This is a genomic window from Halomonas chromatireducens (assembly GCF_001545155.1).
GTDB lineage: Bacteria > Pseudomonadota > Gammaproteobacteria > Pseudomonadales > Halomonadaceae > Halomonas > Halomonas chromatireducens.
Window position 1 is genome coordinate 3,263,257 of record NZ_CP014226.1, and the last position, 13,139, is coordinate 3,276,395.

A 13,139-nucleotide genomic window follows, 5' to 3' on the forward strand; every position below is an offset into this window, starting at 1 on the left:
GCAGGTACTCGTTGTCATGCCCGTCCCGGCAGCGGCGAGCCCCCTACCTCAAACCACCGCCCGCATTCCAGCCAAAGTCCGTTCGGCACAGGAGCGAGCCAAGAGAGTGTGTATAGAGCCGTGAATAGCAAACGACCCGTCAACCTCGACCTCACCACGATAGAGTTTCCACTTCCCGCCTTGACGTCGATCGCCCACCGTATCACTGGCGTCATTCTTTTCATCGGCCTGATCTTCGCCTTCTGGGCCCTCGACAGGTCTCTGTCGTCCCCGGCCGGCTTCGCTGCCGTCAGTGATGCCCTGGCCAACAATATTCTGGCGAAATTGGTGGCCTGGGGTCTGCTGTCGGCCTTGGCCTTCCATTTTGTCGCCGGCATCAAGCATATGCTGATGGATGCCGATATCGGCGTGACCCTGGAGGGGGGCGTCAAGAAGGCACAGGCCACCGTGGTCATCAGTGCCGTCCTGATCATTCTGGCGGGAGTCTGGGTATGGTAACCAACATCACCAATCTGGGGCGGAGTGGCCTGTCCGACTGGCTGATCCAGCGCGTGTCGGCGGTCATCCTGGCACTCTATACGCTGTTTATCGTCGCCTACCTGCTGTTCAATCCGGGACTCGACTACTACACCTGGAGCGGCCTGTTCGCCCAGACCTGGATGCGCATCTTTTCACTGCAAGCTTTGACCTACACCCCAACGCCACCCCCACGGCGACGCCGATCCGTGAGGATATCCTCAAGAATCCCGGCTTCGGTCGCTACTTCACCGATCACATGGCGCATGTGCGCTGGACGCTGGACACCGGCTGGCACGGCCGCGAGGTGCGTCCCTACGGCCCGCTGACGCTGGACCCCGCGGCTGCCGTGCTGCACTACGCCCAGGAGATCTTTGAAGGCATCAAGGCGTACCGTCACGCCGACGGCTCGGTGTGGACCTTCCGCCCCGAGAAGAACGCCGAGCGCTTCCGCCGCAGCGCCCGTCGCCTGGCACTGCCGGAACTCTCCGACGAGGACTTCATCGGCTCGCTCAAGGCGCTTCTGGCCCAGGACCACACCTGGGTGCCTACCCCGAAGAGCGCGGCTGACGAATGCAGCCTCTATTTGCGCCCCTTCATGATCGCCAGCGAGAAGTTCCTCGGCGTGCGTCCAGCCCACGAGGTCGACTACTACGTCATCGCCTCGCCGGCGGCTGCCTACTTCAAGGGTGGCGTGGAGCCGGTCTCCATCTGGCTCTCCAGCCACTACAATCGCGCCGCCCCCGGCGGCACCGGCTTCGCCAAGTGCGGCGGCAACTATGCCGCCTCCCTGGCCGCCCAGAAGGAGGCGAGCGCCCACGACTGCGGCCAGGTGGCCTTCCTCGACGCCCGCGAAAACAAGTGGATCGAGGAGCTGGGCGGCATGAACCTGTTCTTCGTCTTCAAGGACGGTCGCATCGCCACCCCGCGCCTCACCGATACCATCCTCGAGGGCGTGACCCGCGACTCGGTGCTGACCCTGGCCCGGGACGAAGGGCTCTCCCCCGAGGAGCGGCCGATCAGCATCGACGAGTGGCGCGAGGGCGCCGCCTCCGGCGAGATCACCGAAGTCTTCGCCTGCGGCACCGCCGCGGTGATAACCCCGGTGGGCGAACTGGTCACCGAAGAGGGCCATATCCGGCTGGCCGCCGGCAGCGACAACCCCATCGCCAAGCGCCTGCGCACCAAGCTGCTCGACCTGCAGTACGGTCGTGCGGAAGACACGCATGGTTGGTTGACCAAGCTGGTCTGAAAAAAGCAGATTCTCGCTACGCCAGGAGCCGGCCAACGCCTCGCGAGGCGGCCGGGAGCAGGTCGAAGAGGAGGTCTTTTGCCATGGATGGCAAAAGTAGCGCCCAGGGATGGGTTCACAGCGCCTCCTCGTAGGCCTGCTTGCGGCATAGCCTCGAGCCACAGCGCCTCCTCGTAACCCTGTCGACGACAGAGCCCCTCCGCCCCCAGGTCAGCGAGTTCCCATGACCCAGGTAGACTTTTACATCCTTCCCGACACCACCCTCGAGGCACGCCTCGACTTCGCCTGCCGCCTGGCCGAGACCATCGCCGGCAAGGGCTACCGGCTGCACCTGCACGCCGAGGACGAGGCCATGGCCCGCGACCTCGACGACAGGCTGTGGACCTTCCGCCCCGACGCCTACCTGCCCCATGCCCTTGTGGACAGTACCCTTCTCGGCAGCGACATGGCTGACAGCGTGGCGGTGACCATCGGCTGGGAGCATCCCCCCGAACCGGTTCCCGATACACCCATGGCGATGCTCAACCTCGACCCCGGCATCCCCGAGTGGTTCTCGCGCTTCGATCGGGTCGCCGAGATCATCAACCAGCACCAGCAGGTGCTCACCGCCAAGCGCGAGTGCTGGCAGACCTACAAGCAGCGCGGCTATCCGGTAAAGGCGCATCAGCTTCGCGGCTGACCGACTCACTCAAGGCCCTGGCGCGGGGCTAACCAGGGACAGGCCTACAAGGAGGCGCTGTAAACCCATCCCTGGGCGCTACTTTTGCCATCCATGGCAAAAGACCTCCTCTTCGGCCTGTCCCTGGCGCCCCCTTGACCCGCCGCCGGATCAACTTCGAATTAGGCTGCCGCCGGATCAGCCCCGTTGACGAAGCTTCCCCGCCCCCCTCTGAAGTTCTATCGTGCCGCTCTTGGCTGACGCCAAGTACCTCATCGCGCTATAATCGCATCCATTTTTCGAACACTCTTCTTACGACTTCCTGCCGCCCGGCGCCACGACCGGCGGCGATCATTTCTGGACCCGGAACGCCCCCATGGACAAGACCTACCAACCCGAGCAGATCGAAACCCGCTGGTACGAGCGCTGGGAGGCCGACGGCCGCTTCGCCCCCTCGGGCGAGGGCGAGCCCTACTCCATCATGATCCCGCCGCCCAACGTCACCGGCAGCCTGCACATGGGCCACGCGTTCCAGGACACCATCATGGACACCCTGATCCGCTGGCGGCGCATGCAGGGCAACAACACCCTGTGGCAGGTGGGTACCGACCACGCCGGCATCGCCACCCAGATGCTGGTTGAGCGCAAGGTCGCCGCCGAAGAGGGCAAGACGCGCCATGACCTCGGCCGTGACGCCTTCATCGACAAGGTGTGGGAGTGGAAGCACGAGTCCGGTGGCCACATCACCCGCCAGTTGCGCCGCATGGGCGCCAGCGTCGACTGGAGCCGCGAGCGCTTCACCATGGATGACGGCTTCTACAAGGCGGTGCAGGAAGTCTTCGTGCGCCTCTACGAAGAGGACCTGATCTACCGCGGCAAGCGCCTGGTCAACTGGGACCCGACCCTGCACACCGCCATCTCCGACCTCGAGGTGGAGAACCGCGACCAGCAGGGCAGCTTCTGGCACTTCCGCTACCCACTGGCCGACGGCGTCACCACCGACGCGGGCCTCGATTATCTGGTCGTCGCCACCACCCGTCCCGAGACCCTGCTCGGCGACACCGGCGTGGCGGTCAACCCGGAAGACCCGCGCTACGCCTCGCTGGTCGGCAAGTACGTCGAGCTGCCGCTGGTCGGCCGCCGCATCCCCATTGTCGCCGACGAACACGCTGACATGGAGAAGGGCTCGGGCTGCGTGAAGATCACCCCGGCCCACGACTTCAACGACTACGAAGTCGGCCGCCGCCAACATCTTCCGCTGATCAACGTCTTCACCCAGGACGCGGCGATCCTTGCCCAGGCCGAAGCCTTCGATATCCAGGGCCGGCCGCTGCCCGAGATCGGCCCCATCTTGCCCCAGGCCTACGCCGGGCTGGATCGTTTCGAGGCGCGCAAGCAGATCGTCGCCGACATGGAGGCCGCCGGCCTGCTCGAGCAGGTCGAGGCGGTCAACAACACCCTGCCCTACGGCGACCGCAGTGGCGACGTCATCGAGCCGCTGCTCACGGACCAGTGGTTCGTCGCCGTGGAGAGCCTGGCCAAGCCCGCCATCGAGGCGGTGGAGAACGGCGACATCCAGTTCGTACCGAAGAACTACGAGAACATGTACTTCTCGTGGATGCGCGACCTGCAGGACTGGTGCATCTCGCGCCAGCTGTGGTGGGGGCACCGCATTCCCGCCTGGTACGACAGCACGGGCAACGTCTATGTCGCCCGCACCGAAGCCGAGGCCCGCGAGAAGCATGGCCTGCCCGCCGACCTCGCCCTGACCCAGGACGAGGACGTGCTCGACACCTGGTTCAGCTCGGGCCTGTGGACCTTCGGCACCCTGGGCTGGCCGGAGAAGACCCCGGAGCTCGAAACCTTTCACCCCTCCAACGTGCTGGTCACCGGCTTCGACATCATCTTCTTCTGGGTCGCGCGAATGATCATGTTGACCCTGAAGTTCACCGGCGAGGTGCCCTTCAAGCAGGTCTACGTCCACGGCCTGGTGCGCGACGGCCAGGGCCAGAAGATGTCCAAGTCCAAGGGCAACGTGCTCGATCCCATCGACCTGATCGACGGCATCCAGCTGGACGAGCTACTGGAGAAGCGCACCGGCAGCCTGATGCAGCCGCAGAAGGCCAAGGCGATCGCCAAGGCCACCCGCGACGAGTTCCCCGAGGGCATCGAACCCCATGGCACCGACGCGCTGCGCTTCACCTTCCTCTCCCAGGCCACCACCGGGCGGGACATCAAGTTCGACATGGGCCGCCTGGACGGCTACCGCAACTTCTGCAACAAGCTGTGGAACGCCTCCCGCTACGTGCTGATGAACGCCGAGGGCGAGGATTGCGGCGCCTCTTTCGAAGGTCAGGGTGGCGACGTCGAGCTGTCGCTAGCCGACCGCTGGATCGTCTCGCGCCTGCAGCAGACCGAAACCCAGGTGACCAGAGCGATGGAGGAGTTCCGCTTCGACCACGCCTCCCAGGCGCTCTACGAGTTCGTCTGGAACGAATACTGCGACTGGTACCTGGAACTCTCCAAGCCGGTGCTGTGGGACGACAACGCCAGCCCCGCCGCCAAGCGCGGCACAAGGCGCACCCTGGTGCGTGTACTGGAAGCGATCCTGCGCCTGGCCCATCCGATGATGCCCTACATCAGCGAGGAGATCTGGCAGCGGGTGGCACTGCTGGCGGGCAAGGCCACCGGCGACGGGTCGGAGTCGATCATGAATCAGCCCTGGCCTCTACCCGAAGAGGGCAAGATCGATGAGGCCGCCACCCGCGATATCGAGTGGCTGAAGGGCGTGATCGTGGCGGTACGCAATATCCGCGCCGAGATGAACATTGCCCCGGGCAAGCCGCTGGAGGTCCTGCTGACCAAGGGCGGCCCGGACGACCCGGCGCGCCTGGAGGCCAACCGCCGGTTCCTGCCCAAGCTGGCCAAGCTGGCGAGCGTCGACTGGCTGTACGATCCCCAGCAGGCGCCCCTGTCTGCCACCCAGTTGGTAGGCGAAATGGAAGTGCTGGTACCCATGGCCGACCTGATCGACAAGGATGCCGAACTGGCACGCCTGGCCCGTGAGATCGAAAAGCAGGACAAGCTGATCGGTGGCATCGAGAAAAAGCTCGGCAACGAGAGCTTCATCGCCAAGGCGCCTGATGCCGTGGTGGAGAAGGAACGCACCAAGCTGGCCGATTTTCAGGCCGCCCGTCGCCTGCTGGTGGAGCAGCACGACAAGATCGCCGCGCTTTGATCAGCGGCCCGAAACCGCCGCGCTCTGATTTAGCGGCCCGAAACCGCCGCGTTCTGATTTAGCGGCCCGAAACCGCCGCCAATGAATGGCGGCCATGTTGGAGGCAGCGGATATGCGTCGGGACAGCCGAAGTAGTAGCGACGTCAAGAGGCTCTTGCCCGGTTCGCTGGGAGAGGGCTTGACGCTGGAGGCTATCCGCCCGCTCTTTCCTCTCTTCGAGCATGCCAGCACCGGGGCCATCTCGGTGGACGCCGAGGCGCGGCTCACCTGGATCAACGACAGCTACTGCCGGCTGCTGGGCATCGAGGATCCTGCCAGCGCCATCGGCCGACCGGTCGCCGAGGTCGTCCCCCATACGCGGATGCCCGAGGTGGTACGTAGCGGTCGCCCTATCCTGCTCGACATCATGGAGTTCGAAGAGCACCAGCTGGTGGTAATGCGCCTGCCGCTGCACGACAGGGAGAGCGGTGCCGTCAGCGGTGCCGTGGCCTTTATCGTCTTCGATGACCTGGAGCCCCTCACTCCGCTGATCGGCAAGTATCGGCGCCTGCAACAAGACCTGGCAGTGGCTCGGCGCGCCCTGGCCAAGCGCGGCGCCCGCTACGACATGGGCGACTTCATCGGCGCCAGCCCGTCCGTGCTGGAGGTCAAGCGTCGTGCCCGGCTGGCCGCCGCCCGCGCCACGCCGGTCCTGCTCCTGGGCGAGACGGGCACCGGCAAGGAGGTGCTGGCCCAGGCCATCCATGGCGCCTCGCCACGCGGCGACCTCCCGTTCGTTGCCGTCAATGTGGCCGCCGTGCCCGAGAACCTGCTGGAAGCGGAGTTCTTCGGTGTCGTTCCGGGAGCCTTTACCGGCGCCGACCGCCGTCCACGCCAGGGAAAATTCCAGCTTGCCGATGGCGGCACTCTGTTCCTCGATGAAGTGGGGGACATGCCGCAGGCCGTACAGGCCAAGCTGCTGCGGGCCCTGCAGGAGGGCGAGGTGGAGCCCCTGGGCTCCAACGAGGTCAAGCGGGTGGATGTCCGCGTGATTGCCGCCACCAGCTGTGACCTGGAGGCCATGGTGGCAGAAGGTCGCTTCCGCTCCGACCTCTACTATCGGCTCAACGTGCTGCGCATTCGCGTGCCTCCGCTACGCGAGCGACTGGCGATCGGGTGCAGTTGGGGATGAGCTTCCCTGGCAATCGCAGCGAACTCCCGGGTGGTATTCGTCGGCTGCGTTTTCCACATGCTGCGCCAAGTCGCTCGACCCTCAAGCTGGAGGAGGCCTGGCATGAGTTCGTGCCGCGTGATCAGTGGGATGATCGGTTGGCGGAGGGCATGCAGGCCGCCGACCTTGGCGCGGCGCCGGGTGGCTGGACCTGGCAATTGGTCGCGCGAGGCATGAACGTCTTTGCCATCGACAACGGACCGATGGACAAGGCTTTGATGGCTTCGGGGCTGGTGGAGCACCTGCGCGAGGATGGCTTTGTCTGGCAGCCTCCGGAGCGGCTCGACTGGCTGGTGTGCGATATCGTCGACAAGCCTTCACGGGTCACTGCCATGGTGCAGCGCTGGCTTGTGCAACGCTGGTGTCGGGAGGCGGTATTCAACCTGAAGCTGCCGATGAAACGTCGCTGGGAGGAGGTGTCGCGGTGCCTGTCGGGGCTGGAAGCGTCGCTGTCTGAAGCCGGCGTTCGGGCGGAGATACGTTGCCGGCATCTTTATCATGATCGAGAAGAGGTCACCGTTCACGTCAGGTTGCTGGACTGATTCCATTGGCAACGACGGTTGATGATAGAATCAGTCGGATGAGTTGAAAGCGATCCGGGGCGACGGGTCTAGTAGGACGGTTCGTAGATGCGGATGGATTCATCCTCGGTCAGCAACGGCCAGATGCGCTGCATGACCCTGGAGCGCTCTTCGCTGTTATACCACTCCTTCCATGCACGAAGGTCGCGCCATTTGGTGATCATCAGGCGTCTGTCACTGTGCCCGAGTTCCATGAGCGTCTCGCCGCCCACGAAGCCCCTGGCTCCCAAGGACCAGCGGATGGCCTCACGGGCGGCCTCCTCATATTCTTCTTCCAGGCCGGGCATGATGCGACGTTCGATAATGATCTTGATCATCTAAGCTGGCTCCCTACACCGAGGTCAATCGATGGTTGATACTGCCGACTCGCCGCCGGATTTTCAGGCTGAACTGGACACTAGCGGTCTCTACTGCCCGGAACCCGTCATGCTGATGCACAACAAAGTCCGTGACATGCAGTCCGGCGAGGTACTCAAGGTGGTGGCCACTGATCCGGCCACTACCCGGGACGTGCCGAAGTTCTGCAGCTTTCTTGGACATGAGCTGCTGGCTCAGCAGGAGTCGGGCGAACGTTACCTCTACTTTATCCGCTTAGGCTGATGTATCGCCAGACCTTGTAGGAAAAGCGCCTGTGCTAAATGGCTCTTGTACAGGGTCTGGCTGGGGGCTGGGGGCTGGGTAGGGGATGGCGTATGGCTGTTCGCCTCAGCCGGAGGTCGCCGACGCTTCGGGTATTACCATCAGTGCCAGGGCTTCCAGGGTGCCGGGGTCCTGCTCGCGGATGCGACTGGCGATGCTGCGCTGAAAGAAGTACACCATTCGGTGGCGGCTGTGGCCGGGGTAAAGGCAGGGGTCTCCCGGAAGCACGGGGGTAGACTCGATCAGTTTTTCATCGGCCAGCAGGGCCTCGACGTTACCGTCACTGTATAGGCGCCAGCCGAATACCTGCTTAAGCTGCCACGGGCCATGGTCGTCATCGACGCATAGGGCATGGGTGCCAAGGGTGTCTGGAAGCTGCTGGATGAGGGTGATGTCTCGGGTCTCTTCGTAATCGAAGTAGGCGGCGGCATGCTCCAGTTCGTATACCTTGTGAGGCGGGGCCGTCTCCATCAGTTCCTCGGTTTCCGGATCTCGGTAACCCACGAAACTGCCATGCTCGGCGTCGTCAATATAATGACAGGGCGTGAGCGCCTCCATCCATGGGACCAGGCCCACCACCTCGCCATCCTCGCGAAGGCCCCAAGCGAGTATCGGCATGCCGTAGAAGGAGTCGGGGTCGGAGGCGAGACGATAGATCATCTCCAGGCCGTCGAGCTCTGGAGAGAGGCGTATCAGGCGTCGCTTGGCCAGCTGTTTCTGGCGCATCGTTTCCAGGTCGATGACCCGGGCAGGGCGGGGTGACATTGTCATACCCATGATCTCCCTCCAGATTCTGCATGGGCCGAGCTGTAAAGTGTCACGGCTGCGGCAAGGCTGACGGGATCCACACCTACCTACTTGTTCCCACCAATATCACAGAGTCACCGTGTAAGTTAAGCCTGACGAAAGGTTTTTCACTTACAGCGCTCAGCGAGCGCCTGCCAGTAACGTTGATGCGCGTTGCGTGTCGCGAGCAAGGCAGGAAAAGGCGCTTCGGGATTGTCCAGCGACAGCCAGCGGTCACGGTAGAGCGCGACGGCTTCGGGAGGGGTGACATGGCTCTCCAGCAGCGCGTCGATGGCGCTCAGCCAGTGGTTGGCTTGTGCTTCGAGGTCGTCCAGCCATTCGATTGCCGGCTTCTGCTGGAACAGCGACTTCAGGTCGGAGCCGCGCATAGTCAATCTCTGGCAGCTTGCTGTATCGGCCAGGCTGGCTTCCAGCAGCGCATTGGCTTCACCGAGGCGCTGCTCGGCCAGCATTAGAGCCCGCAGCACTTCTGCTGTCAGTGGCCGGCGGCGAAGGGTGTCGAGGTGCCCCTCAAGGGTTGACGACGCATGCTGCCACTCCTGGCTGAACTGGTTCAGCGTGGCGGCTTGCAGCCACTCGATGGCTGACAATTGCTCATCGATGGCGTCACGTGAATCGGGTTCCAGAGGAGAGCTGGCCCGGGAGAAGCTGCCGGTCCACTCATCGGAGTCGAACAGGGTATTCCAGCTGACCAGTGGCAGCTGCTCGGTCTTGGCAATGGTGAGTCGTGCCAGGCGGTCACGGTTATTCTCGGAAAGTGCCTCTGGCACGTCGCTGTGCCAGCAGGCGTGCAGGCGTCGCCAGAGCTCCAGTTCGTAGATCCAGCGCTGGCTGGGTGGAGCGACCCGGCCTAGCTGATTGTTCCTGGCAGCCACCAGCGAGGTGATATGACATTCTCGCAGGGCGTAGACATCGAGCATGCCCTCTCGGGTTTCGGGAATCTCGAACAGACGCTCGCGCCGTTCGGGAAAGGCGCCGATATTGGTGGGGGCTCCGGGGTGTGGCTCTGGCTGCCCCAGCGCCTCGGCGAGGTCGCGCTGGTAGCTCGTCAGCAGGGCTTCACCTTCGCCACTACCACCGCAGCCGACCAACAAAGCCGCGGTCATCAGGCCGGCCAAGCATCGCTTCAGGCAGCACTCAGCTGCGCGGGATCTCGATTGCGCCATTCGCCACTCCCCTGGCCAGTCGCCGCAGTCGCTCGCCGAGCAGCAGGGCCGCCACTGTCAGGCCGGCGATCAGCCCGATCCAGTAGCCGTGCACCCCGAGGGGGCCGCTCCAGCCGGCAAGGCCATGCATGCCCAGCCAGTGTCCGCCGCCCAGCCCGACCAGCCAGTAGGCGACCAGCGTGATCACCATGACGATGCGGGTGTCCTTGTAGCCACGCAGCGCGCCGGCCAGATTCACCTGCAGCGAGTCGGAAACCTGATAGATCATGGCCAGTATGACCAGTGAAACCGCAAGGCGTTGCACCGCGATGTCGTGGGTATAGAGGGCGATGACCGGTTCGGCGGTGAACCATAGCACCAGGCTGTTGAACCCGGCCACCAGCAGGCAGATGGCGATACCGTTCCAGGCCACCAGGCGGGCATGGTCGGGGCGTCCCTGGCCCAGGGTGTTGCCGACCCGCACGGTCAGCGCCATGCTCAGCGACAGCGGCAGCATGAATAGGATCGAGGTGTAGTTGAGTGCGACCTGGTGTGCCGCGACCGTCACCTCGCCGAGGCTGGCGATGAACAGTGCAATCAGGGTGAACAGCGTCACTTCGACGAAGATCGCCACGCCGATCGGTACGCCGACATAGAGCAGCTCGCCGATCAGTTTCCATTGCGGCGGCGCGGGGTCGCACCAGAGCTCGACATCGCCGTAGGCCCGGGAGCGCCGGGTATAGGCGATCATCGCCAGGCTCATCACCCACATGGAGAGCGCGGTGGCGATACCGCAACCGAAGGCGCCAAGTGCAGGAATTGCCTGTACCCATGCGGGCAACCACTCGCCAAACAGCTCGGTGAGCCCGTCGCCGCCATAGATCAGCACATAGTTGCTGGGTATGTTCACGGCCAGGCCCACCAGGCTGATCCACAGCGCAGGGCGGGTGTGGTTCATGCCGTCGGAGAAGGCCCGCAGGGCCTGGAACAGGGCGACCCCGGGCATGCCGAAGGCCACGGCGGAGAGGTAGGCGGCCGAGCGTCGTGCCACCTCATCAGGCACCTCCATCAGCCGGAAGATCGGCATCACCGTGAACCACAGCAGCAGGGCAGCGCCCAGGCCTAGTGCCAGGGCCACCCACAGCGCCTGGTGCACGTTGGGGCGGATGCGAGCGGTGGTGCCGCCGCCCAGCAATTGGGCGACGATGGGGGTGAGTCCCATCAGGGTGCCGGTCATGAACAGCATCAGTGGCAGCCAGATGCTGGAGCCCACGGAAACCGCCGCCAGGTCGGTGGCGCTGAGGCGCCCGGTCATCATCACATCGGCGACGCTCATGCCGGCCTGGGCCAGCTGGGCGCCGCAGATCGGCAGCGCCAGGGTGATCAGCGGCCGCGTTTCCTTGCGGCTGACGCCGGCGAGTTGGGTGAAAAAGGTGGCCAAGGGTCATGCTCCATGCAGGCGATAATGCCGCCAAAACGTCGTAAAGCCTGGTCTCAACGACCGAGGAAACCGGTTATGTTAGCAATTGGCGGTGATTTTCGCCCGCTGTACCACGTGTTTATAATGAATCCTTCTCTATGACCCGGAGCCCACGTGACCCACCGACTCGACGATGTGATCGCGCTGTTCGACGGACTCTTCCAGGACACTTTCAATACGCGGCTGGTGTGCGGTGGCGATGAGCCGCTCTACCGGCCGGCCGATGCCGGCTGCTCCTTTCATCGGGTGATCTTCGCGCATGGCTTCTATGCCAGCGCCCTGCATGAGATCAGCCACTGGTGCATCGCCGGGGAGCGGCGTCGTCGCTTTGAAGACTACGGCTACTGGTACCTTCCCGATGGCCGCGATGCTGAGCAGCAGCGCGCCTTCGAGGCCGCGGAGGTGGCTCCCCAGGCCCTGGAGTTGCTCTTCACGCGCGCCTGCGGCCGGCAGTTCAATGTCAGCGTCGACAACCTGGGTGGCGAGGCGGAGGTGGACCGTGCCGCCTTCCTGGCCCGGGTCGAGGCGAGGGCTTCTCGTTATGAACGAGAGGGCTTGCCGCCCCGGGCGGCGGCGTTCCAGGCTGCGCTGGGGGCGTTCTACCGCGAGGGGCGAAGCCTGGACGACGCCGTCGTGTCAGGGCGCACTTCGCTACCGGTGTCGCTGCCGGCCTGAGCCCATGCTTCCTTGCCCAGGGCCAGCAGCGGTGCCAGCGCGGGTGGGGTTTGGTGGGTCGGATAGGCGACGCCAATGGTCTGATGGATGACCAGGCCATCGATGGGGCGGCACTGCACGTCGTGTCGCGCGAGGATCTCGGGCCAGGCCGGCACCAGGGAGACCCCGACCCCGGCGGCGACCAGGCCCAGGGTGTACTCGATGGTGCGCAGGCGCGCCCGGATCTGGCAGCGCACTTCCACCGAGTTCAGCGCGGCGGCGAGTTGCTCCATGGCGGCGCAGGGGTGGCGCCAGATGAAGGGCAGCCCATCCAGGTCGTCCAGCGCGATCGACGCCTGCATGGCCAATGGGTGTCCGCTCGGCAGCGCCAGGCGATAGCTGTCGTGCCAGATCGGCTGAAAGCGCTCTCCATGGGCCAGGTCCTGTTCGCCGATGATGCGGGCATCGCAGCGCTCTTCCGGATTGACCAGCGTCAGGGCCAAGTTGTCGCCACGGCCGATGTACTCCTTGAGCAGCGTCGTCATGCGGCTGGCGCCCAATGAGCGCATCAGGCCCAGACGAACCGGCGTGGGGGGCGAGTCGGTGCGAAACAGGCGGCTGATGGCGTCCAGGTTCTCGCTGACCTGGCGCGCCAGTGGATAGAGCCGGTGCCCCTCCTCGGTGGCGGTGATGCCACGACGGTGCCGCTCGAACAGCGGCGTGCCGAGCCGCTCCTCCAGCTGGGCCAGCGCCGTGGAGATGGAGGGCTGGGCCACATGGCAGCGCCGGGCGGCGGCGCTGATCGAGCCGCTCTCGTAGGCCGCAATGAAGTAGCGCAGGCTGCGCACATCCATAAAGGTTACCTATACCTGATCCAGGATATCGATATTATCCCTTTAGCAAGCAGGCGCGCTAGGCTGTAGGCATTCACTCTCGCGAATGCCGACAGGAGCCCGCTA

At 64.5% G+C, this 13,139-nt stretch carries 13 protein-coding genes and 1 pseudogene; 9 read left to right on the plus strand and 5 right to left on the minus strand.

Going from position 1 to position 13,139, the window contains the following annotated elements:
* Positions 1 to 120: 120 nt before the first annotated feature.
* The 7 genes and pseudogenes from sdhC to rlmM all read left to right on the plus strand — a co-directional run.
* Positions 121 to 498: a succinate dehydrogenase, cytochrome b556 subunit gene (gene sdhC / locus LOKO_RS15065; RefSeq protein ID WP_201025332.1), complete on the plus strand. Its 378-nt coding sequence runs from the start codon at positions 121 to 123 to the stop codon at positions 496 to 498.
* Positions 492 to 845 (plus strand): succinate dehydrogenase, hydrophobic membrane anchor protein, encoded by a 354-nt coding sequence (gene sdhD, locus LOKO_RS20315; RefSeq protein ID WP_235588882.1) that lies wholly within the window; start codon positions 492 to 494, stop codon positions 843 to 845. The genes sdhC and sdhD overlap by 7 nt, the downstream gene beginning before the upstream one ends.
* Positions 734 to 1,768, plus strand: coding sequence for a branched-chain amino acid aminotransferase (locus LOKO_RS15070; protein ID WP_235589032.1), 1,035 nt, complete (start codon positions 734 to 736; stop codon positions 1,766 to 1,768). The genes sdhD and LOKO_RS15070 overlap by 112 nt, the downstream gene beginning before the upstream one ends.
* A gap of 223 nt (positions 1,769 to 1,991) precedes the next feature.
* Positions 1,992 to 2,447: a DNA polymerase III subunit chi gene (locus tag LOKO_RS15075; RefSeq protein ID WP_066451189.1), complete on the plus strand. Its 456-nt coding sequence runs from the start codon at positions 1,992 to 1,994 to the stop codon at positions 2,445 to 2,447.
* Positions 2,448 to 2,802: 355 nt separating this feature from the next.
* On the plus strand, positions 2,803 to 5,664 hold the full coding sequence (locus LOKO_RS15080) for a valine--tRNA ligase (RefSeq protein ID WP_066451191.1): 2,862 nt from the start codon (positions 2,803 to 2,805) through the stop codon (positions 5,662 to 5,664).
* A 112-nt stretch (positions 5,665 to 5,776) separates the two neighbouring features.
* Positions 5,777 to 6,835, plus strand: a complete 1,059-nt coding sequence (locus tag LOKO_RS15085) for a sigma-54 interaction domain-containing protein (protein ID WP_269465395.1) — start codon at positions 5,777 to 5,779, stop codon at positions 6,833 to 6,835.
* Positions 6,808 to 7,416: pseudogene (gene rlmM, locus LOKO_RS15090) on the plus strand (23S rRNA (cytidine(2498)-2'-O)-methyltransferase RlmM); the annotation flags it as partial. The gene LOKO_RS15085 and the pseudogene rlmM, both read left to right, overlap by 28 nt.
* A gap of 68 nt (positions 7,417 to 7,484) precedes the next feature.
* Here rlmM and LOKO_RS15095 read toward each other — a convergent pair.
* Positions 7,485 to 7,772 (minus strand): antibiotic biosynthesis monooxygenase family protein, encoded by a 288-nt coding sequence (locus tag LOKO_RS15095; protein WP_043512077.1) that lies wholly within the window; start codon positions 7,770 to 7,772, stop codon positions 7,485 to 7,487.
* Positions 7,773 to 7,803: 31 nt separating this feature from the next.
* Here LOKO_RS15095 and tusA point away from each other — a divergent pair, with 31 nt between their 5' ends.
* Positions 7,804 to 8,055, plus strand: a complete 252-nt coding sequence (tusA, locus tag LOKO_RS15100; RefSeq protein WP_066451194.1) for a sulfurtransferase TusA — start codon at positions 7,804 to 7,806, stop codon at positions 8,053 to 8,055.
* Positions 8,056 to 8,160: 105 nt separating this feature from the next.
* Here the strand turns inward: tusA and LOKO_RS15105 are convergent, their stop codons facing one another.
* From LOKO_RS15105 to LOKO_RS15115, 3 genes are all read right to left on the minus strand, one after another.
* Positions 8,161 to 8,871: a hypothetical protein gene (locus tag LOKO_RS15105; protein WP_066451199.1), complete on the minus strand. Its 711-nt coding sequence runs from the start codon at positions 8,869 to 8,871 to the stop codon at positions 8,161 to 8,163.
* A 137-nt stretch (positions 8,872 to 9,008) separates the two neighbouring features.
* Entirely contained in the window at positions 9,009 to 10,007 is a 999-nt protein-coding gene (locus tag LOKO_RS15110) for a DUF3080 family protein (protein ID WP_235588883.1), read from the minus strand.
* 31 nt (positions 10,008 to 10,038) lie between these two features.
* Positions 10,039 to 11,487, minus strand: coding sequence for an MATE family efflux transporter (locus LOKO_RS15115; RefSeq protein WP_066451211.1), 1,449 nt, complete (start codon positions 11,485 to 11,487; stop codon positions 10,039 to 10,041).
* A 153-nt stretch (positions 11,488 to 11,640) separates the two neighbouring features.
* On the opposite strand from LOKO_RS15115, the gene LOKO_RS15120 reads away from it, so the two are divergent.
* Positions 11,641 to 12,201, plus strand: coding sequence for an elongation factor P hydroxylase (locus LOKO_RS15120; protein ID WP_066451219.1), 561 nt, complete (start codon positions 11,641 to 11,643; stop codon positions 12,199 to 12,201).
* Here the strand turns inward: LOKO_RS15120 and LOKO_RS15125 are convergent.
* Positions 12,126 to 13,034, minus strand: a complete 909-nt coding sequence (locus LOKO_RS15125) for a LysR family transcriptional regulator (RefSeq protein ID WP_083517611.1) — start codon at positions 13,032 to 13,034, stop codon at positions 12,126 to 12,128. The two genes, LOKO_RS15120 and LOKO_RS15125, sit on opposite strands and share 76 nt — an antisense overlap.
* Between the last annotated feature and the right edge of the window lie 105 nt (positions 13,035 to 13,139).